The sequence below is a fragment of the Siminovitchia fortis genome, assembly GCF_007681465.1.
Classification (GTDB): domain Bacteria; phylum Bacillota; class Bacilli; order Bacillales; family Bacillaceae_C; genus Siminovitchia; species Siminovitchia fortis.
Genome location: NZ_VEKZ01000066.1, coordinates 1 through 20,782, shown reverse-complemented (window position 1 = coordinate 20,782; position 20,782 = coordinate 1). Strand labels below are relative to the sequence as shown.

Sequence of the window (20,782 nt, the reverse complement as noted above, 5' to 3'; positions counted from 1 at the left end):
GCGAAGCTTTTTCGAGGAAAGGAGTGTGAAGTTTGCTAGTCGCTGGGCGCTGGAGCTGGACAAGGAAAGGCTTCTTTTGAAAAAAATTTTCATATCAGCTTATACTTCCTTTTGCTTTAAGAAATCCCCCGTGCTTGCGGGGGATTTTAAACTTGCCATTCAGCCAACGAATTCAATACATATGACGGCTGTTTTTCTTTCATCTCCAAAGCTTCTTTTGTCGTTACACCTGTATGGACGAGAAGCGTGTCCATTTTAATATTAATGCCTGCCAAAATGTCCGTGTCGTAATTATCGCCGACCATGAGCGTCTTTTCTTTAGGAGTGCCAAGTACTTTTAAAGCCTGCTCCATAATGATGGAGTGTGGCTTGCCTATGAATATGGGCTCCGTTTGAGTCGAAACAGACACAACAGACGTGATCGCCCCGTTACCCGGAAGCAATCCTTTTTCCGTCGGCAGCGCTGTGTCGCCATTCGTGGAAAAGAACAAGGCTCCGTTCCGGACGAAAAGGCAGGCTTTCGCCAGCTTTTCATATGTTATTTTACGGTCAATTCCCATAATGACCGCCTCCGGATCCTTGTCTGTCAGATTGAGGCCTTTTTCTTGCAAGGCGGATATAAGCCCTGTTTCCCCAATAACATAAATTGACGCGTCAGAATGGTTTTCATATAGATAATCTGCCGCTGCCATGGAGGTTGTAAATATATCCTCCTCTTTCGCCTCAATTCCAAAATGATTTAAATGATCAGCCACTTGACCGGGCGTTTTCGAGGAATTATTAGTGACAAATAAATAGGGAATTCCCTTTTTCTTTAAACGGGCTACAAACTGGACAGCCTCAGGAATACTTTCTTTGCCCCGGTACATTGTGCCGTCCAGGTCAATCAGATAGCCTTCATACTTTTTCACCGGAATCCCCCCTTTCCAAACATCACTTTTTAAATGCTGATACAGGCCCCAATTCGTTTGTTAAATACTCCCTTACTTTTGGCGCAAATTGTTTAAGGGCGTTGATTTCTTCCTTCAGCATCGATTGCACCTGTCCATGGTCAACCTCAATATATTGCTGTACAAGCATCTTACGAAAATTAATAACGGTTTTAAGGCTTTCGCTCATGTCATCTGTAATAACTTTTTCATCAGTAAGAATATCAATGATATCATCATAACTTCCCGGATCCCTCATGATAAAACCATCAATCATGGCGTTGCCGGTATCAAGAATGGATTCGATGACAGTTTGCGCAATTCTTTCAAGCGCGTTTTTTTCAACCATTGACTCCCACTCTTTTTTCTCTTTAAACAGCTGGATCTGTCTTTCCATATACATCAAAGTTTTTTCTATTTTTTCACGATCAACAAAATACACGGTTCCGATTACCTCCATGAGTTATTATCACTATTTTATCAAATAAATGGGCGGTGGACGAATAGATGCAGCGGACAAGGGCAATTTAAACATAAAAAAGGTGGTCACTCATATGGATGAAACACGCCGGGACGGCGATCATCTCGACAAAGAGGAATTCACATATACAGATGTTTCCACTGTGGAAACACGTAGAAATTTCCTTATTCCAGAGGAGCTTCCCGAAGGATCTTTTGGGGCGCCGAAAGGAAAACATACTCGCGTTGAAAATAAATCCACTCCTTGGAAAGAAGGGCAGCGCCCTTACAGTGCTTTTAACTACGAATTCAAGTCCATGCACCAAAACAGGCCCCGGAAGTTCCCGGGTGCCCATCCGACACATGACGACCCAAACCGGGACACGGAACCGCCATACGAAGACAGCTGACCCGGCAAAAAATGGCCAAGACTTTGCTTGGCCATTTTTCATGGAACGGGGGTACAGGCACCTCCGCTTTTCTTATTTATCCACCTTTCTCAATACAAAATACGCGCAGCCAAAGTTGCAGTATTCATAAAGATAATCCGATAAAGTGCTGATCTTTGTATCAAATGATGCCTTATGGTTGTCATCTGAAAAAAAACCCTTCAGACGAAGCTGGCCATATCCCCAGTCACCGACAATGTAATCATATTTGATCAATATATCGCTGAAGCGGGCTCTTAACGCTTCCTCATTGAAGCCGTCCCTGAATTCTTCAACAAGCTCGTATTGCTTATTTTGTATCGCAACCAATTATCTCACCCGCTTAGTTTATTTCATCATCTTCTTTAAATTATAACTGAAACGGCAACAATTTCTAGTAAAAAAACTGCATTACCGCACATCCTACTATAGAGGAGGTGTATTTTTTGAAAACAACAGGGGTTGCATCGATTGTCCTAAGCGTCATGATATTGGGTGCCTGTGCGGCTAATGAGCGCCAGACCGCAAATAATGATGCGGTTTACAAAGAAAGCGGGAACACGGTCAACAGAGATGACAGGCACGATTTATATAACCGTTCAAATAACAATAATAAATACGGCTTTGTGCGCGAGGTTAAAAGCCCGGTTCCGGGCGAGACAGCGGATATTGGTCGCGGTGATGCTTTGGATAGGGAAAAAACCGCCAGCATGATCAGCAAAATGACCGTTGCACTCCCAAATGTCCTCGACAGCAGTGTCGTGGTAACAGACGCGGAGGTATTGATTTCCTATAAGCTAAGCGAAACGGATAATAAAACGAGGTTTGAGACAGCTGACCAGGTAAAGAAAACAGCCATGTCTGTAGTTCCGCGCTGGTACCACGTATATGTTACAGATGATCCGGCTTTAAGGCAATATGTTGAAAATATCGGTTCCATTAATCCTTATACAGCGAATAAAAATAAAGCGATCACAGACACTATACGGATGATGAAAGAAAGTTCCCCCCAAGGACGAAAGGTAAGTGACACAGAAAATGAGAATGGGGAAACAAAAGAAGACCGAATGATCAACTCAAGATAGCCTTTATATGTGGCCCGTGATTTTCATGGGCCTGCTTGTTTTTCTGCAAATGAAGAAAAGGAGGTGTCGGTTCATTTGAGAGTTATTTTACTCTTGGCGATCATGATATTTTTTTCGGGGATATCGGCTGAGGCAGGCGAAATGACGCAGTCTGAGATGTATGAAAAAAGAATGGAGCTGTATAAAAGGACAGAAATGACTACAGGAGTTCCATGGTTTTATATAGCTGCCGTAGACCAATACGAACGCAGTATCCGGCATGTCAGAAAAGATTTGCCGAAACCAGGCGGCCTGACCGGTATATACATTCAGCCCGAATATTGGAAAGGCTTCGCCAATCCCGATGATAAGGATGTCAATCCACTGTCCATCAGTTTTTTCAATGGATTTGGACAGGATGGTAACGGCGATGGAAAAGCAGACCTCAATAATGAAGAAGACGTTTTATTTACAATCGGAAATTACCTGGCCCAATATGGGGTAGATGACACCAGGTTCCGAATTGCTTTATGGAATTATTACAAAAGAGATAAGACCGTCGGAGCCATTATGGCCAATGCGAAAGTTTATAGGAAAATAGGCCGGATTGACCTGGATGAAAAATCATTTCCCATCCCAAAAGGCTTTAACTATACGTATCATAATACGTGGGGAGACCGCCGCGGATGGGGCGGCCGGAGAATCCATGAAGGAACCGATATTTTTGCCGGATATGGCGCCCCTGTCCGGGCAGTTGCTTACGGTGTTGTGGAACTAAAAGGATGGAATAAATTTGGGGGTTGGCGGGTTGGCATCAGGGATTTGAACAACACCTACCATTACTATGCCCACTTAAATGGCTTTGCCAAGGGTTTGAAAATTGGAGACGTTGTAAAACCCGGTGAGGTCATCGGCAGTGTTGGGAGCTCAGGATACGGTCCTCCCGGAACAGCCGGAAAGTTTCCTCCGCATCTTCATTTCGGGATGTACAAGGACAATGGGATTAACGAATGGTCATTTGACCCTTATCCCCATTTAAAAGCGTGGGAACGGGCCGAAAGAAAAAAATGAAGCTTTGGGATGCGTACCCAAAGCTTCATTGAATATTTAAGCTCTTCTTTTCGCTTCGTTTGCCTTAGAGATTGCCCAAGCGACACTCGCTCCAAACCCGCCCCAAATAATAACAACTCCGATAATCATCATTGCAATTGCGCTGCCGCTCATTATCCTACCTCCCTTTCGTCAATCTCAGACTCATAATCGAGATCATGGCCTTTCCATGGTTTCAATGACATCAGGATACCAAAGAACATTGCACCGAGTGCAACGGTCCATCCGTATTTAAACAGGAATTCGCGCGGATAGTCACCCCCGCCATAATCTCCGACAAGGTTTTGACGCAAGTTGTCAAACATCATATAGCCGAGAACTACCGGAGTGATGACCGATAATGAAATTCTCCACCAGGCACCCAATTTGATATCTGAAACAGCATCTGCATAAGACTGAAGCGGTTTCAACTGTTTTGCAAACCATGCGATAAAGATTACCTCGAACAGGCCAGCCATCGCAACTCCAAATTGGTTAATGAAATAGTCGGCAACATCAAGCAGGTTCAAGCCGTTTTGTGTAGCGAAGGCAAGGGATACAATCGCTGTCAACCCGCCCCCAAAAGCGACCGCTTTGTTTCTTGAAACATTGAATTTTTCCTGAATACCTGCCATATACGTCTCTACAATGGAGATCAGTGATGTCAACCCTGCAAGTGCCAGCGATACGAAGAACAAAATACCAAAAACTTGCTGGAAGCCGGGCAACTCGTTGATGATGGTCGGAAAGACTGAAAACGCAAGCAGCACTCCGCCTTGTACAACCTCATTGACACCGACACCTTGTTGTGCCGCCATAAATCCTAATGCCGCAAATATGCCGAAACCGGCGAGCAGCTCGAAACCTGAGTTCGCAAAACCCGTAATAAAAGCGCTGTTTGTAATGTCGGTTTTCTTCGGCAAATAGCTTGAATAAGTAATCATAATGGCAAAACCAATGGATAAACTGAAGAAAATTTGTCCGTATGCGGCAACCCAAACCTTTCCGTTTCCGATTGCACTCCAGTCCGGTTTAAAGAACTGGTTCAATCCCTCAACCGCTCCATCTAATGTAAGGGCACGAATTACAATTATCGTAAATAATACGACAAGCAACGGAATCATGATTTTGTTTCCTGCTTCAATCCCTTTTTTAACCCCTGCAAATAAAATCCCCAATACGATGATCCAAACTAAAATTAGTGGAATTAGTACGCCGGGAACGAAGCTGCCCATGGAAGCCGTGTCGCCCACTTTCAAATAGTCCGCGACAAGGAAGTTCGTTGTATCACTGCCCCAAGCTATGTTAAAGGAAAAATAGGTATAAGCCAGGGCCCAGGCAATAATGACTGAATAATATGTGGCGATAACGAATGAAATGCCGATTTGCCACCAGCCGATCCACTCTCCGCCCCTCCGGACTCTTGCCAGGGAAAGCGGTGAAGATCCCCGGTATTTGTTGCCGATCGTAAACTCCAAAATCAGCAATGGAATTCCGGCCGTCAACAAGGCAAACAAGTAAGGAAGAAAGAAGGCTCCTCCTCCATTATCATACGCAACAGCCGGGAAACGCCAAATGTTTCCAAGTCCAATCGCAGAACCTACAGCGGCAAATATAAAACCGGCTCTCGAACTAAATTGCGCACGATTCTCCATTTAAAATACCCCCTCTTTAAAATAAGTTTTTCTTGAGTAAAAAGTCTGAATATTATTCAAACTATAAAGATAGTATATCTATTCATTCTTATTTTGTCAAAACGAAATTATGCATAAACTCTATATAAATTTTATATTAAAACTATTTTAATATAAATAAAAAGGCAGCAAAAAGCTGCCTTCTACCTTCCAGGACTTTCTTCCATTACTGTCTGTTTTTGCGGCACTTTGTTTTTTCTCAAAGCCAGGGCAAAAATGGCCAACAGCAAGGCCACTGCAGCAAGTCCCATCAATCCATTATCCGTCAACCCCATGGCAACAAACCCCATACCCGCAATCAATGCCGATATCAAAGCATACGGAAGTTGGGTTATGACGTGGTCCATGTCATTAAAAATAATCCTTGAGACCACTATGGTGTCTTTGGTATACCCGGCGTACCCGGATATTGGATGGACGGGTTCATTGTCCCGCTGTTGTTCCAAAATTGCGGCACCTCACCCGGATATAATCCGATTGCAATCGGCACCTCTTGCTCTACTTTCGTCTGCTCTGTACCGAATGGGATAATGATTTGGACATTAACGCTGACACGGACAGACACTGTTACAAACATATTATTAATCGGATATTGCTCCACTTTCGTCTCCACATTCGTACTCACGCTGCCCACGGGAGTGAACCTGATTGGAATCCGGGGGCCAAGATTTCCCAGCAGGGCATTGTGCGTCGCCTGGCCCAAAGGAAAAGAATATACAATCCCTTCCCCTTTTGCTGTTTCATCATATGAAAATTGCACACCCGTCTCCTCGTAAAATGAAGCAAGGTCTCCCGCTTCTGCCTGCCTTAAATTCATTTGGATCGCTTTGGAGATGTCTGCCTGGGTTTCATTGATAATGTCGGTCTTGAACTGGACAGTCTTTCCGCCAACTCCATCCGGAACAATCTCCGTAATCTCCCTTAAATCTTTTACCTCGGGAATGACATCCTTGACCGCTTTACTTACTACCATCGGCGCAATTTTACGGGTTTGGGACTCCGCATAGTTTAATAAAGTCGGTTTAATCCCTTTATTCACAATCCACAATCCAGCGGCTGTGGAAAAAATAAAAAAAACAAATGATATTAACAGGACATAACGGAAAGGCAATGGCCCCCGCCGGTATTTGCGTGTACGAAATCGAGCCAATCATAATCCCCCCTTATACAAACATATGCGTACAAGGGGGGGAATAGCGCACGTTTATTTAGATCATTTTAAGCAAAGCTTCCCGGCCTTTCGTTCCCGGAGTGATACCAAGCTCCCTGGCAGCAAGCGTCACAGATTCCAGCGGTGCATCGAGGAGCTGCTCGATCGTTCTCACACCGACTGCCCTCCCGGCAATAATCCCCCGGTCTTTCAGCTTGCTGTTCAACAGCCCGACATCAAGAGCACCGCACATGATGTATCCTCGGTCATTTGATACGGTAAGCAGCGTTGTTTTCGGCAAACGAACAGTGGAAGCGACAAACATATGCTCGTCAATTATCACGGGCTCAATACTAACCATCCAATCCACCCCTTCCGGTACCCATTATATGAGAGGGCGGATCAATAGTGCACAGGGCGAATTAAGTTACAATATGTTTTTCCAACTGATTATTTGTTGCCGAGGGGTAACTGGAATGTCACTTATACCTTTGTTTCAATTCCCATTCCATCAGATCGCGGACAAATTCCGGTAAATAGTATATTTTTCTTCTCGCGTTTTTTATAGGCGGCAAAAATACGCCAAAAGTGAACATGTCCAAAGTTGCCAGATTATATATTTTATCCCGGACTAAAGGAGCTCCGGCAATTTTAATGGACCCGCCGTCCTTGCCGTACTCTATGTCATGGTAAACAAATTTCCCCATCATGACACCCCTGAATCCCAGTCCTTGAAACTCAAGTTCAGATAAGCCGCTCTCTTCGGCTTTGACAAGAACCTCTTGAAGCTCTGCGCCTGAAAGTTCTACGACACATGGGTTGATTGGATGCGGGAGCATTCGGTGCAAATCATACTTCGTCACCACGCCTTTCTCAAGCGCAGAAAGAATGAGTCCGGAATTGACGAGGGCACAATCTGCTTTGCACCATTTGTACAATGCCTCGCACATTATGGCCGGCAAATCGGATTGTTCCAGCCAGGAATAATCCAGAGGTTCAGGTAGTGTGACCACCTCGGTTTGCAGCAAATCTTTTCCGATTTCATCCAAATCTTTAATATATTCTGCTGCATTTGGAGGGTTGTCCAAAACGGCGGTTTCGAAAAGGGAAGCGTTGAAGTTTTTCGTATCAACTTCACCCTCAATATAGCCGATATATTCCCCGTATCTTCCGGCAGCACACAAAGTTGTATGATTCACCTTTTTTCCGTTCATAAAAACATGGTGGGTATGGCCGCCTAAAATTAAATCGACTCGCGGATTGTTCTCTGCAATTTTTTGATCATCGTGCATGCCTAAATGGGATAATACGATGATGATGTCAGCCTGTTTCTGTAACTCGGCAATTTGGTTCTCCAGCTCCGACAGCGGTTCAGACAGTTCCCAGCCCAACAGTTTGTATAGAGGCCGGTAATAGGCTGTTGCTGCAGTAACTCCTATTTTGGTTCCTTTTGAGGTTTTATAAATTTGATAAGGCAGAGCCCATGAAGGCCTTGTTCCGCCCGGCAAATACAGGTTTGCCGCTAATACATCAAATTCAGCTTCATCATATAGATGCTTTAAAACATCATGCGGCAATGTAAGTCCTTCATTATTGCCTAGAGTGACTGCAGTATACCCTGCATCATTCAGCAGCTCCACATTCCCCTTTCCAAGAGTCCCTTCTGTAAAGGAGTGCCATCTGTCAACAAAATCGCCGCAGTCAAAAATAAAAACGTCTTCCCCGTTGGCTTCATGAAGAGCTTTTCTTTCTTTCAAAAACTTCCTGATCCTCGGCCATTTTTCAAAATGGCTGTGGACGTCATTCGTATGGTATATATGAATTTTTTCTCTCACAAATACACTTCCTATCAGTCAGAACAAATCCAGCTGTTTGGCAGCAAGTCCTTTATATTCTATGTCCATCAATTGAATAAAATCCTTTGCATTCCCGGCAGCATCTCCGCCGGAATTATTATTGAACAGAACATAGATGTCCTTCGATTGCTTTTGCAGCTTCAGGATATTTTCCTTCCATTCGAGCAATTCCTCTTGGTTGTAGCGATATAAATAGCGGACCTCCCGCCAATTCTTCCCGCCCGGCTTCATCCATGCAGCGGTATTCCTTCCGTGCATGCGGACAAGTGTTTTCTCCTTATCGGTAGCCTTGAGGACTGTCGGAACTGATTCTTCCCCCGCCTGCGGCTCATCACAGATGCTGTGGATCCACTCTTCGGCTTCCATGAACGTTAAGGTTTGTGAACGGAAATTGGACGAAAACCAAGACTGGTTTCGAAACTCAAGCGCAACCGGGTATCCAGTCATTTTCTCACGGCAATACCGCAAATAAGCGACGTTTTCCTTCCGGCAATCAAACCACGGCGGAAATTGAAAAAGGACCATCGCAAGCTTGCCGCTCTCCCTATACGGTGCAAGCGATTCCTTAAACGCTTCAAACATTTCCTCTTTTGAAGAAAACGGGATTTCTCCCCGCTGATGTCCTGTCATGCCCTGATAAGCCTTGACGACAAAACGAAAATCAGCAGGCGTATCATTGACCCATTTTTCCACATTGCGGGCAGGCTGAACCGCATAAAAGGACGCATCCACTTCCACAGCCGGAAAGTGTGCCGCATATTCCTTTAATTTATCGCGTGAAGCCATTCCCTTCGGGTAAATGTCATGGTCTCCCCAACCGGTCACTCCAATATAAATCATGTACATCACCTGCTTTCAGTGTAGCATGATTAGAAATTCATTAATAATATTATCCATTATATTCCCTTTGATAAAAATTAAAAAACCTTCCGGATTATCCCGGGACGGATAATGTGTTATGTTCAAATAAATCATATCTCTTCTTTTAATTTCACATAACCTACTCCCCACACCGCTCCCGTACTGGGAAATAAAATAGCTTAATTGCAATTTCCATTTCTTAGATCATGAACCATTTTTAACCTATCTATGTCCATAGTGATATATTTGTCCGTTTCAAAAAGAGGCAATGAAACATTTAATGACTTATAAGTATAAGGGAGGTGTAAAATAAATGTTTCCTCATAATAGACCAATCCATTGTCCTCCAAGATACAGGGTCCATAATCGTTTTGTTCACCGTCCACAACCAATCATCCATCCAGTTGTTCATGTTAATCGTCTACACATTGTAGATGTACCTAAACACATTCATAGACCTGTTATTAGAAATGAAATTGTAAGACATAGACCGCCGTTTCGTTGCTGGTAAACTCCTTAAAGATGCCATACATTTATTGGGTATTTGGAAAATAGTGTGGCAAGAGGGCTAAGAATACCCTCTTCCACCTTGATAGCAAGCAAGATAAACAAAGCTTGGAACATCAAAAAGCTTGGGACATCAATAAAAAGGAAGAAACCGCCGTAAAGACAAAAGCAAGTGAAGCGGTCATTCCGATCCCTAATTCGGTCCATAAAATGCTGATAGAAATAAAAAAGAATCCGCAGAAAAAATATACGGATTCAATGAAGATGATTATATTTTCGGTGGACTAACTCCTTATCATTATAGTCACTGCCTCAAGCATGAAGTGATGCGTATATTTGATTAAACGGTATCAAACGTGTATCATATCGCGATTAGATACCGTTTAATCATTGATATACCCCTAGCCGATACTACCTTCCATCTCGAACTTGATCAACCTGTTCATTTCAACCGCGTATTCCATCGGAAGTTCTTTGGTAAATGGCTCGATGAAGCCCATGACGATCATTTCTACCGCTTCCTGCTCGCTGACTCCGCGGCTCATCAAGTAGAAGAGCTGCTCTTCGGAGACTTTGGAAACTTTTGCTTCGTGCTCTAAAGAAATGTTGTCATTTAAAATTTCATTGTAAGGAATTGTATCTGATGTCGATTTGTCGTCCAGAATCATTGTGTCGCACTCGATGTTTGAACGCGCACCGTCGGCTTTGCGGCCGAAGTGGACGATTCCGCGGTACGTCACTTTTCCGCCATGCTGTGACATGGATTTGGAAACGATGGAGGACGTCGTATTCGGAGCCAAGTGCATCATTTTCGCACCTGAGTCCTGATGCTGTCCTTTACCCGCCATCGCGATGGAAAGCGTCAAACCTCTTGCCCCTTCGCCTTTCAAAATGACAGCAGGATATTTCATCGTCAATTTTGAACCGAAGTTGCCGTCGATCCATTCCATTGTAGCCCGCTCATGGCAAACCGCACGCTTCGTAACAAGATTGTATACGTTGTTCGCCCAGTTTTGGATCGTTGTATAGCGGCAGTAAGCATCTTTTTTGACGATGATTTCAACAACTGCACTGTGAAGCGAGTTTGTTGTATAAGTTGGCGCTGTACACCCTTCAACATAGTGAACATGTGCGCCTTCGTCAACAATGATCAGCGTACGCTCAAACTGCCCCATGTTTTCTGAATTAATCCGGAAATAGGCTTGAAGCGGCGTATCCACTTTTACTCCAGGCGGGACGTAGATGAAGGATCCCCCGGACCAGACTGCCGAATTCAATGCGGCAAATTTATTGTCGGTTGGAGGAATCACTGTTGCCCAGTGCTCCTTGAAGATTTCTTCGTTTTCCTGTAAAGCGGAATCCGTATCTTTAAAGACGATCCCCATATTCTCAAGATCTTCTTTCATGTTGTGGTAAACGACTTCTGATTCGTACTGGGCGGAAACCCCTGCAAGCCATTTTTGTTCCGCTTCAGGAATACCGAGCTTGTCAAAAGTCTGTTTAATTTCTTCCGGCACTTCATCCCATGAACGCTCCGTATGCTCGGACGGTTTTACATAGTATCTGATTTCATCAAAGTTGAGGGAATTCAAATCCCCGCCCCACTGCGGCATCGGCATTTTGTAAAAATGCTCAAGTGATTTCAGACGGAAATCTAGCATCCACTGGGGCTCCTTTTTCATCTTTGAGATTTCCTCAACAATTTCACGTGTCAATCCGCGCTCTGAACGGTAAATGGAAACGTCTTTGTCCCTAAAGCCGTATTTATATTCGCCGCCTATTTGAGGTGCATTTTTAGCCATTCATCCATTCCTCCATTCTTCTAATGGTGTTCCTTAATTCCTTTTTCCAACGCTTTCCATGCCAATGTCGCACATTTGATTCGCGCCGGAAACTTGGATACTCCCTGCAGCGCCTCTATATCGCCAAGATCCAAATCCTCGTCGTCAAAGTCTTTCCCTTGGACCATTTCCGAAAATATTTCCGAAAGCTTCAGTGCTGTTCCCGTATCCTGTCCGATGACTGCCTGGGTCATCATGGAGGCAGAAGCCATTGAAATGGAGCAGCCTTCCCCTTCAAACTTGGCATCCGTCACTTTTCCGCCTTCTACTTTCATCGTCAAATGGATCCTGTCCCCGCAGGTAGGGTTGTTCATATCGACAGTGAGGCTCCCGTCTTCCAGACTTCCCTTGTTCCGCGGGTTTTTATAATGGTCCATGATCACTTGCCGATAGAGATTGTCAAGATTATTAAAAGACATTCGTGAAATACTCCTTCGTTTTAACAAGGCCTTCAACAAGTCTGTCAATGTCTTGTTCGGTGTTATATATATAAAAGCTTGCCCTTGCTGTTGCCGATACATCCAGCCATTTCATGAGCGGCTGTGCGCAATGATGCCCAGCCCGTACCGCAATGCCTTCAGCATCAAGGACAGTTGCAACATCATGAGGGTGGACGCCTTCGATGTTGAACGTGATGACACCGGCGCGCTTTTCTGCTTCAAGCGGCCCATAGATCGTCAGATTTTCAATCTCAGACATTTTTTCAAGAGCATAGGCAGCCAATTTATGTTCATGCTCCAAAATGGCTTCAGGGCCGATTTCGTTTAAGAAATCAATGGCAGCCCCGAGGCCGATGGCTCCTGCAATAATCGGAGTACCCCCTTCAAACTTCCAGGGAAGCTCCTTCCATGTGGAATCATACAACCCAACGAAATCAATCATTTCGCCGCCAAATTCGATCGGTTCCATCTTTTCCAAATGCTCTTTCTTCCCATACAATACTCCAATGCCGGTCGGAGCACACATTTTATGGCCTGAGAAAGTGTAAAAATCGCAATCAAGGTCCCTGACATCCACTTTCATATGGGGAGCGCCCTGGGCTCCGTCAACGACCATCACCGCACCAAAGCTGTGTGCAATGGCAGCCAGTTCCTTGATCGGGTTGATGACCCCAAGGACATTGGAAATATGCGCTGTTGAAACGATCTTCGTCTTGTCCGTAATTGTGTTTTTCGCTTCTTCCATATTGATGGAGCCATCTTCATGCATTGGAATAAACTTGAGCTCCGCGCCTTTTTCCTTCGCGAGCTGCTGCCAGGGAATGATATTGCTGTGGTGCTCCATGTAAGTAATGACGATTTCATCGCCCTTGTTTACATTTGCCCGGCCGTAGCTCGCCGCAACCGTGTTGATCGCTGTTGTTGTGCCTCGGGTAAAAATGACTTCTTCAGTGGAAGAGGCATTGATGAAACGTCTTGCCTTTTCCCTGGCTCCCTCATATTTATCCGTAGCTCTTGTACCGAGTGTATGAACTCCCCGGTGAACATTAGAGTTGTATCCCCTGTAATATTCATCGAGGGCTTCAATGACCTGGACAGGCTTCTGTGAAGTCGCCGCACTGTCCAGGTATACGAGCGGATGTCCATTTACTTCTTGATCAAGAATGGGAAACTGTTTCCGTACGTCGCTCGCTTTCATTATCGCACTTTCCTTTCGATGATTTCTGTCAATTGGCTTTTTACAGCTTCGATAGGGAGTTTTTCCACGACAGGTGCAAGGAAACCATGGATGATAAGACGCTCTGCATCTGTTTTGGAAATGCCGCGGCTCATCATGTAAAAGAGCTGGATTGGATCGACACGTCCGACAGACGCCGCATGTCCCGCCATTACATCGTCTTCATCAATAAGCAGGATCGGATTGGCGTCCCCTCTTGCTTTTTCACTTAACATTAATACGCGTGATTCCTGTTCGGCATTCGCTTTCGATGCGCCTTTTTCAATCTTTCCGATTCCGTTGAAGATGGAAGTTGCCGCATCCTTCATAACTCCGTGGTTTAATATGAAACCTTCTGTGTTTCTGCCAAAGTGAACGACGCTTGTCGTAAAGTTTTGGGTCTGTTTTCCCCTTCCGACGACTACTGTCTTCGCGTCCGCTTTTGAGCCTTGCCCAATCAGGTTTGTCGTGTTCTCAGCAATGGTATTCCCATCGTTCATCATACCGAGCGCCCAATCCAATTCGGCATCGCGTCCGGTAATGCCTCTGCGGTTCACATAAACAGTAGAACCTTGGGCAATCGTATCCACTGCGCCATACGCCACTTTCGCGTTCTGATTGGCAAACACTTCAGACACGATGTTGACAATGCCGTTCACTTCTTCATCCGTTGACAAATAATTTTCTACATAAGTAACGGAACTGTTGTCATCCGCTACGACAATGACGTGATTGAACATTGCCGCTTCTTTGTCATCAAATAGATAAACAGCCTGAATAGGCTCCTTCACTTCCACATTTTTAGGAACATATAAGAACGCTCCACCGTTGACAAGGGCAGTGTGAAAAGCTGTCAGTTTATGCTCTTCGACCTTCACCGCATCCGTCATGAAATATTTTTTTACAAGATCTCCATGCTCACGCAGAGCTGTAAACAGGTCAGTAAAAATGACCCCCTGCTTCTTCAACTCATCAGACAGAGAAAAATAAGCCGGCTTCTGATTATGTTGAATATACAAGTTCTGGCCAGCTTCATCAACATGAACAACTGACTTGGCAGCTTCCGGCAAATCAGCCAGCGATTCAAACGTGCTGCCTTCAGCTCCATGTTTGGCGAACTCAGTGAAATTCCAATTTGTGATTCTTGTTTTGTCCGGTTTGGGCATTGGCAGGCCTTCGGCCTTTTCCAACGCTTGGATCCTTAATTCTGCAAACCATTCCGGCTCATCGTTTTTGCTAGAAAAAGAACGAATGTACTCTTGATCTATAGTCATTTTCGTATCAATTGTCATTTCAATCCCCCTACCACTTATGCTTCTTGGCCAACAGTCTCATCTTCGATTCCAAGCTCTTCCTTAACCCAGTCATAGCCTTCCGCTTCCAGGCGCTGCGCCAGTTCAGGGCCGCCGGATTTGACGATCCTGCCTTGCATCATGACATGCACAAAGTCCGGTGTGATGTAGTTGAGAAGCCGTTGGTAGTGGGTGATCACGAGGCATCCAAAATCGCTGCCCCTCATTTCGTTAATTCCTTTGGAAACTACTTTTAATGCATCTATATCTAGACCTGAATCAATTTCATCCAGGATTGCAAATTTCGGTTTAAGCATTAATAATTGAAGAATTTCGTTGCGTTTCTTTTCCCCGCCTGAGAACCCTTCATTCAAATAGCGCTGAGCCATATTCGGGTCCATTTCAAGCAGTTCCATTTGCTTGTCCATTTGCTTGATGAATTTCATCAAAGAGATTTCTTTGCCTTCTTCGCGGCGTGCGTTGATTGCAGTTCTTAAAAACTCCGCATTTGTCACTCCGCTGATTTCACTCGGATATTGCATAGCCGAAAACAGCCCGGCTCTTGCACGCTCATCCACTTCCATGTCAAGGACATCTTGCCCGTCAAGCATAATGCTTCCGCCTGTCACTTGATATCTTGGGTGTCCCATGATAGCTGAGGCTAAAGTGGATTTCCCTGTTCCGTTGGGACCCATGACGGCGTGGATTTCTCCACCATTTATATTAATGTTTACACCTTTTAAGATCTCTTTATCGTCGATAGACACATTAAGATCTTTGATTGTCAACGTTGAAGCCATCCTCATTACCTCCAAATATAGAAAATATATGTTCTCTCTTTATCATTTGTTTCTCAGTTATCATCTTATCGCATTTTAAAATAATTATCAACAAGCGCACGCCCGGATTGAATTATCCCTTATTATATTTGAGAACTTTCTCAAATAAGAAAAGCGGAAGCGCCTTGCCCATCGACGTACAGACTGGAGTGCCTCCGACGAGATAAAGGATAAGGAAGTGCGAGAGTGCCTGCTTATCGGCGACAAGCATAAGACGAGCGCTGAAGAAGGCGTAGTTTGCCTTCAGCAGCGATTGGCTTATGACCTCGAGCCGATGGCACTCGCAGCCAGACAACACGGCGAGGAACGCAGGCTCAAGCAGCGACGTCCTGTCGCTTCGCCTGCACTAGCACATCCTGTGCGTCGGAGCCGATGTTGACTTATCGTAGGAAAGCTACTACTTGAAATGGCCTCGTGCAGCTTTGCTATGATGTTCGCCAAACATCCTCGAATAAGCTGCGCCGCAGGAGCACACTAGGTGCGAAGTCTGCTAGTCGATAGGCGCTGGCCGCCTTAAAGCGCCACGTCCTGTGGCGCCGGCGGCACTAGGACCTCCTGTCCGTCGAAGCTAGACAACAAAAGGCTTTGTTCAAAATTTTAAAGCTAAAACATCTTAAACTCAGTAAAAAAGGCCGATCTGTATATTTTAAACAGATCGGCCTGATAATATTATGCTCCTGACGAAAGGCCTCCACCTATGTTCGCTGCCACTATCTGCGACTCCACGTACTCTTCTTCACGCCTTTTTTCAATCTCGATTCTTTTTTCGCAATCTCGCCTGTACGTTTCGTAACCGATTCCGTGGGCTCCGTGAAGTGCTTTTTCCATATCATTTGTGTACTGAATCTTTAGGGGATTGATAAAAAACCATTCCTTTCGTTTTTTCGTGGACGCCTTTTGCGCACACCAATCGTTTTCCCTAAAGATTCAAAATTAAACATGGAATTTAAATTAGTGGCCTTTGCCAAGGTACTTTTGCACGATTCCAAGCATGTTGGGAACAGACCGGAAAGCATAAACTTTCTCTGCCGGCAAACCATCCTGGAGGATTAAAAGACAAGGGACACTTTCAATTTTTAACTCCATGGCCAAATCTGGCATATAATTCAAATCGGCTTTTGCAAATGCCACTCCGGTCATTTTTTCCACAATATCCAGCATACGCCCTGCCACCTGGCAAGTCCCGCACAAGGGTGTATAAAAGTAAATGAAGGCAGATTCCTGCCTGGACATGATGTCGATGATATCTGATTTATTACATTCTTCCATGAAACAATTCATCCTTTATGAAGATACTGGGCATGGACATCAATTCGGGCTCTTAATAAAATTTGTGCGAGGTGCTCCAATGGGGCGGTTGCCACTTCTTTAAATTTGCGGTCAATATATAGATTCCGGGCTAATGGGAATTCTCGCTTCAATTGCTTGCGGAGTTTGTCTCCGGAAGCGTCCGAATCAACCAGAATGAATACATCCCTTCCTTCCAGTTCCTCTACGAGTTCATCCAATTTTGACAGGCCGATCGTCCCGTTCGTACAAATGATTTCAACAGGCTCCCTGACTACCTTCATAATTTCTTTCTTGTCGGACAGCCCCTCGACGATAATGGCGATATTTGATTGTGGATTCATTGTCTGCGACCCCGCTTTTATCATCTTTGGAAAAAAATGCACCTTGGGAACTGAAATCCAAGGCGCATTTTATGATATTAATCTGGCTTTGGGCGCATTGGAGCCCTCTGCTTTTCCTTTGTCCAGCCTCAGGCGGCAAGGGCTCGAGGTCGCTTCGGAAAAACCAATGAAGGCAAAAAACCGCCTTCACTGTTTTTTCCTCCGACGGACAGGATGTCCTAGTGCCACCGACGCCACAGGATGTGGCGTTTGTCGGCGGCCAGCGCTTGTCGCCCCTGGGCAGCCGCCTTCCGCTTTTCTTTTTATTCTTCGCTTGTCATTTTTACATAGTCTTCTGCAGACATCAAGTTGTCAAATTCGCTTGTATCTGAAGGCTCAACTACGATCATCCATGCTTTTTCATATGGAGATTCGTTGACAAACTCCGGGCTGTCTTCAAGGTCTTCGTTTACTTCAACAACTTTTCCGCTGACCGGCGCATACAATTCGGAAACAGTTTTAACTGATTCAACGCTGCCGAAAGGCTCGTCCGCCGTAATTTCATCTCCAACTTCAGGAAGTTCAACAAATACGATATCTCCAAGCTCAGATTGAGCGAAATCGGTAATTCCGATCCGCACTTTTTCCCCTTCTTCTTTTACCCATTCATGTTCTTCCGAATAACGTAACTCTGCCGGTGTGTTCATACAAATCCCTCCATCATCTTTTTCTCATTTTAATGTACATAAAGAGCATTTTGAAAGCAAGAAAACGCTCTTACTTCCCTTTATTCCATACTTCATCAAACGTTTCTTCTTTGAAACCAACTGTAACTTTCTGTCCGTCTGTGACAATCGGGCGTTTGATCAGCATTCCGTCTGATGCAAGTATTTCAAGCAGCTCTTCTTCCGGGGCCTCTTTGACTTTGTCTTTTAAACCGAGCTCCCTGTACTTTTGGCCGCTTGTATTGAAGAACTTCTTCAATTCCAATCCACTTTTTTCATATAAATCTTTCAGCTTATCTTTTGACGGCGGCTCTTCTACGATATGTATCTCATTATAATCCACATCATGATCATCCAGCCATTTCTTTGCTTTGCGGCAAGTTCCGCAGCGCGGATATGAATATACGTCAAGCGGCATTCAATCACCCTCCTTTTTATAAATCATACTTCACTATAATCCCTATATTCGACATCTCTTGCAAAAAACCTTTTCTAAAATAATCCTATTTAGGGAAATTCTCATTCGATATGATTAGAACGACGCGGCGGTTTTTGCTTCTCCCTTCATCAGTATCATTTGAAGAGATCGGCTGATATTCACCGTAACCCACAGCCTTGAAGCGATCGGCATCAAGCTTATGCTCCTCAGTCAAATAGCGGATAACAACATTGGCCCTTGCCGTGGACAAATCCCAGTTGGAAGGGAAGCGCTCGGTCGAGATCGGACGGTTATCCGTATGCCCTTCAATTTCAATGATATTGGAAATCTCCGCCAACAGCGGCGCCATATCATTTAAAAACAGCTCTGCTTCTTTTATCAGATCAGCTTTACCCGAAGGGAAAAGCATGATTTCCGGGAGTACGACTTCGATTCCTTTTTCTGTTGGAGTCACTGTCATCTTATCTTCCAAATCATGTTCGATGGCGTACGTTTTTACATAATCTAAAATTTCTTTGATATGTTTTTCCCGTTTTATCATTTCTTCCAGCTGATCTTCATATTCCTTTGGAACAGTCTTTTCGCTGTCAGTTGAATCTTTTTCCTCATCTGAAGACTTTTCTTCGCCATCGCCCGCTCCGCCCCCTTCGGGACCCGAACTGCGATTATGGTTTTGAAAGGAATTCGTAACGGAATCAAAATCAGCATCGGAATAAGAATACAAAAGAACGAAAAGGATCAAGATGACCATCAACAAATCGGCAAAAGTGACCAGCCATGGCTGGCTTGTTCTCGGCACCTCAAACTTATTTCTGTTCATGTGCGCCTTCTCCTGCATAATCATCGATAATCATAGGCTCCTGTGTGCTGCTTTCCGTCAGGAACATTTGCAATTTGTCCTTTAAGATTGTAGGCCCTTCGTTGTTGCGTATACTGATCAGCGCATCAATGACGACCTCTTTTAAAAAGACTTCCTCTTCCGTCAGAAGAACCAGCTTGTTGGCGATCGGAATAAATACAAGATTTGCCGTAATCACTCCATAAAATGTTGTAATCAACGCCACGGCGATCGCCGGTCCCAATTCCCCCGGACTGTCAAGCTGCTGGAGCATAAGGACCAGGCCCACGATGGTTCCAATCATTCCCCAAGCCGGCGACAGCTCACCGGCTTTCGTAATCAGCTGCTGGCCGCGGGCATGCCTTTTTTCCATGGCCCGGATGTCCATCTCCATAATTTTCCGTATCATATCTTCTTCATACCCATCAATGACGAGGCGGAGACCTTTTTGAATGAACGGATCAGCCGTCCTTTCCCGCTCCCTTTCAAGCCCCTTAATCATCCCATCGACCCTTGAAGTCCTTGCCAGTTGCACAAGATTGTTGATGAAATCCTGGATCGGCACTTCCTTGCGCCTGAAGGTTGTATGTAATACTTTTAACATACTGCCTACTTCCTTCGCACCAAAACCTACAAATAATGAAGCAAACAACCCTCCAAAAACTATGATGAAGGAGGAAAAGCTGATAAAGACTAAAAAGCTGTCATAGCCCCCTGCAAGGTAGATGGCAAAAAATATCACCGCAAAACCTAATATAATTCCAATGGGTGTCAGTATATCCTTCCTGAACACAGATGATGCACCTTCTTTCTGTAATGCCACTATCCTTAATATCGGTTTGCGGAAAATATTTTTAACAGGGGGAATGAGCGAGTGGCGGAGTCATCAATCGGAGGGATTCGTTCGGGGATAGTGTGGGGTTATTTTAATTGCACGAATCCTGGCCGGGATTACATGAATCCCATGCTCAATTGCACGAATCCGGATCAGAATTGCACGAGTTCCATTAGATCCAAAATCGAGTAGGAGGGGGTGACTAACCCCCGACCTCTCACACCACCGCACATACCGGTCGGTATACGGCGGTTCAATTAAGATGGATGACGCAAAGTTTCATAACGTGATAATAGACTTTTGAGCCCTCGGGAATTCCAATAGGAGTTTCCGAGGCTTTTATGCATTATAGGACTTTTGGATATCCTCCAGTAACTTTTGCGTGAGTTGCCCCATTCATATGCTTTCCCCGGCGGAACACCGAGTCCAATGAGTTTTCTCACCTTTGTCTTTGGTTTCTTCCAATTCTTCCATATACACATACGGAGTCTTCTTCTTATCCACGAATCAAAGTTCCTGAAGACGCTTGGCGTGTCAGCCAGCGCAAAGTATCCGCACCAGCCCATGAGATACTGATTCAGTTTCTCTATCCGGTACTCCATTGGATAGCGGATTAACCCCCGAATTTTGGACATAGTTACTCTTAATCTATCTTTTTCTTAAAATAGCT

General features: G+C 44.7%; 27 protein-coding genes. 4 read left to right on the top strand and 23 right to left on the bottom strand.

What is annotated here, in order from left to right:
* Positions 1 to 146: 146 nt before the first annotated feature.
* Entirely contained in the window at positions 147 to 911 is a 765-nt protein-coding gene (locus FS666_RS16670; RefSeq protein ID WP_144461483.1) for a 5' nucleotidase NucF, read from the bottom strand.
* A 22-nt stretch (positions 912 to 933) separates the two neighbouring features.
* Positions 934 to 1,371: a type VII toxin-antitoxin system HepT family RNase toxin gene (gene hepT / locus FS666_RS16665; protein WP_144461481.1), complete on the bottom strand. Its 438-nt coding sequence runs from the start codon at positions 1,369 to 1,371 to the stop codon at positions 934 to 936.
* A gap of 112 nt (positions 1,372 to 1,483) precedes the next feature.
* On the opposite strand from hepT, the gene FS666_RS16660 reads away from it, so the two are divergent.
* The gene (locus FS666_RS16660) at positions 1,484 to 1,798 is read left to right on the top strand and encodes a cytosolic protein (protein ID WP_144461479.1); all 315 of its coding nucleotides are present in this window, start codon (positions 1,484 to 1,486) and stop codon (positions 1,796 to 1,798) included.
* Between the two features lie 72 nt (positions 1,799 to 1,870).
* Here FS666_RS16660 and FS666_RS16655 read toward each other — a convergent pair whose 3' ends face one another.
* On the bottom strand, positions 1,871 to 2,146 hold the full coding sequence (locus FS666_RS16655; RefSeq protein ID WP_120074578.1) for a YutD family protein: 276 nt from the start codon (positions 2,144 to 2,146) through the stop codon (positions 1,871 to 1,873).
* A 116-nt stretch (positions 2,147 to 2,262) separates the two neighbouring features.
* Between FS666_RS16655 and FS666_RS16650 the strand changes: the two genes are divergently transcribed.
* Both FS666_RS16650 and FS666_RS16645 read left to right on the top strand, forming a co-directional pair.
* Positions 2,263 to 2,901: a YhcN/YlaJ family sporulation lipoprotein gene (locus tag FS666_RS16650; protein WP_144461477.1), complete on the top strand. Its 639-nt coding sequence runs from the start codon at positions 2,263 to 2,265 to the stop codon at positions 2,899 to 2,901.
* A gap of 75 nt (positions 2,902 to 2,976) precedes the next feature.
* Entirely contained in the window at positions 2,977 to 3,951 is a 975-nt protein-coding gene (locus FS666_RS16645) for a M23 family metallopeptidase (RefSeq protein WP_186306595.1), read from the top strand.
* 36 nt (positions 3,952 to 3,987) lie between these two features.
* Here the strand turns inward: FS666_RS16645 and FS666_RS16640 are convergent, their stop codons facing one another.
* The 7 genes from FS666_RS16640 to FS666_RS16610 all read right to left on the bottom strand — a co-directional run bounded on the left by FS666_RS16640 (position 3,988) and on the right by FS666_RS16610 (position 9,509).
* Positions 3,988 to 4,104, bottom strand: a complete 117-nt coding sequence (locus FS666_RS16640; RefSeq protein ID WP_144461475.1) for a methionine/alanine import family NSS transporter small subunit — start codon at positions 4,102 to 4,104, stop codon at positions 3,988 to 3,990.
* On the bottom strand, positions 4,104 to 5,624 hold the full coding sequence (locus tag FS666_RS16635; protein ID WP_144461473.1) for a sodium-dependent transporter: 1,521 nt from the start codon (positions 5,622 to 5,624) through the stop codon (positions 4,104 to 4,106). The genes FS666_RS16640 and FS666_RS16635 overlap by 1 nt, the downstream gene beginning before the upstream one ends.
* 182 nt (positions 5,625 to 5,806) lie before the next feature.
* Positions 5,807 to 6,010: a hypothetical protein gene (locus FS666_RS16630; RefSeq protein ID WP_186306596.1), complete on the bottom strand. Its 204-nt coding sequence runs from the start codon at positions 6,008 to 6,010 to the stop codon at positions 5,807 to 5,809.
* A 26-nt stretch (positions 6,011 to 6,036) separates the two neighbouring features.
* Complete coding sequence (yunB, locus tag FS666_RS16625) at positions 6,037 to 6,813, bottom strand: sporulation protein YunB (protein ID WP_120074568.1); 777 nt, start codon at positions 6,811 to 6,813, stop codon at positions 6,037 to 6,039.
* A gap of 58 nt (positions 6,814 to 6,871) precedes the next feature.
* A complete protein-coding gene (locus tag FS666_RS16620) occupies positions 6,872 to 7,174 on the bottom strand; it encodes a YunC family protein (protein ID WP_144461471.1) in 303 nt (100 codons plus the stop codon).
* 118 nt (positions 7,175 to 7,292) lie between these two features.
* A complete protein-coding gene (locus FS666_RS16615; RefSeq protein ID WP_144461469.1) occupies positions 7,293 to 8,648 on the bottom strand; it encodes a bifunctional metallophosphatase/5'-nucleotidase in 1,356 nt (451 codons plus the stop codon).
* 18 nt (positions 8,649 to 8,666) lie between these two features.
* The gene (locus FS666_RS16610) at positions 8,667 to 9,509 is read right to left on the bottom strand and encodes a DUF72 domain-containing protein (protein ID WP_144461467.1); all 843 of its coding nucleotides are present in this window, start codon (positions 9,507 to 9,509) and stop codon (positions 8,667 to 8,669) included.
* 636 nt (positions 9,510 to 10,145) lie between these two features.
* Here FS666_RS16610 and FS666_RS16600 point away from each other — a divergent pair.
* A complete protein-coding gene (locus tag FS666_RS16600; protein ID WP_144461465.1) occupies positions 10,146 to 10,325 on the top strand; it encodes a hypothetical protein in 180 nt (59 codons plus the stop codon).
* Positions 10,326 to 10,438: 113 nt separating this feature from the next.
* Here the strand turns inward: FS666_RS16600 and sufB are convergent, their stop codons facing one another.
* The 13 genes from sufB to FS666_RS16540 form a co-directional block, all read right to left on the bottom strand.
* Positions 10,439 to 11,839 (bottom strand): Fe-S cluster assembly protein SufB, encoded by a 1,401-nt coding sequence (gene sufB, locus FS666_RS16595; RefSeq protein WP_144461463.1) that lies wholly within the window; start codon positions 11,837 to 11,839, stop codon positions 10,439 to 10,441.
* Between the two features lie 20 nt (positions 11,840 to 11,859).
* Positions 11,860 to 12,297, bottom strand: coding sequence for a Fe-S cluster assembly sulfur transfer protein SufU (gene sufU / locus FS666_RS16590; protein WP_144461461.1), 438 nt, complete (start codon positions 12,295 to 12,297; stop codon positions 11,860 to 11,862).
* Positions 12,287 to 13,516: a cysteine desulfurase gene (locus tag FS666_RS16585; protein WP_144461459.1), complete on the bottom strand. Its 1,230-nt coding sequence runs from the start codon at positions 13,514 to 13,516 to the stop codon at positions 12,287 to 12,289. Before FS666_RS16585 ends, sufU begins: the two co-directional genes overlap by 11 nt.
* Positions 13,516 to 14,826, bottom strand: coding sequence for a Fe-S cluster assembly protein SufD (gene sufD / locus FS666_RS16580; protein ID WP_144461457.1), 1,311 nt, complete (start codon positions 14,824 to 14,826; stop codon positions 13,516 to 13,518). Before sufD ends, FS666_RS16585 begins: the two co-directional genes overlap by 1 nt.
* A gap of 17 nt (positions 14,827 to 14,843) precedes the next feature.
* On the bottom strand, positions 14,844 to 15,626 hold the full coding sequence (gene sufC / locus FS666_RS16575; protein WP_144461455.1) for a Fe-S cluster assembly ATPase SufC: 783 nt from the start codon (positions 15,624 to 15,626) through the stop codon (positions 14,844 to 14,846).
* A gap of 708 nt (positions 15,627 to 16,334) precedes the next feature.
* A complete protein-coding gene (locus tag FS666_RS20730; protein ID WP_483409538.1) occupies positions 16,335 to 16,493 on the bottom strand; it encodes a YuzK family famiily protein in 159 nt (52 codons plus the stop codon).
* 123 nt (positions 16,494 to 16,616) lie between these two features.
* Positions 16,617 to 16,934, bottom strand: a complete 318-nt coding sequence (locus FS666_RS16570; RefSeq protein ID WP_144461453.1) for a thioredoxin family protein — start codon at positions 16,932 to 16,934, stop codon at positions 16,617 to 16,619.
* 8 nt (positions 16,935 to 16,942) lie between these two features.
* Complete coding sequence (locus tag FS666_RS16565; RefSeq protein WP_120074545.1) at positions 16,943 to 17,296, bottom strand: toprim domain-containing protein; 354 nt, start codon at positions 17,294 to 17,296, stop codon at positions 16,943 to 16,945.
* A gap of 302 nt (positions 17,297 to 17,598) precedes the next feature.
* Positions 17,599 to 17,982: a glycine cleavage system protein GcvH gene (gcvH, locus tag FS666_RS16560; protein WP_120074543.1), complete on the bottom strand. Its 384-nt coding sequence runs from the start codon at positions 17,980 to 17,982 to the stop codon at positions 17,599 to 17,601.
* A gap of 70 nt (positions 17,983 to 18,052) precedes the next feature.
* Positions 18,053 to 18,418, bottom strand: coding sequence for an arsenate reductase family protein (locus tag FS666_RS16555; protein ID WP_120074541.1), 366 nt, complete (start codon positions 18,416 to 18,418; stop codon positions 18,053 to 18,055).
* A gap of 85 nt (positions 18,419 to 18,503) precedes the next feature.
* Positions 18,504 to 19,259 (bottom strand): OmpA family protein, encoded by a 756-nt coding sequence (locus FS666_RS16550; protein ID WP_144461451.1) that lies wholly within the window; start codon positions 19,257 to 19,259, stop codon positions 18,504 to 18,506.
* Positions 19,246 to 20,070 carry a MotA/TolQ/ExbB proton channel family protein gene (locus tag FS666_RS16545; RefSeq protein WP_244943941.1) on the bottom strand — a complete coding sequence of 275 codons (825 nt, stop codon included), beginning with the start codon at positions 20,068 to 20,070 and terminating at the stop codon, positions 19,246 to 19,248. Before FS666_RS16545 ends, FS666_RS16550 begins: the two co-directional genes overlap by 14 nt.
* Positions 20,071 to 20,369: 299 nt before the next feature.
* Positions 20,370 to 20,738, bottom strand: a complete 369-nt coding sequence (locus FS666_RS16540) for a group II intron maturase-specific domain-containing protein (protein ID WP_390615204.1) — start codon at positions 20,736 to 20,738, stop codon at positions 20,370 to 20,372.
* Positions 20,739 to 20,782 lie beyond the last annotated feature (44 nt).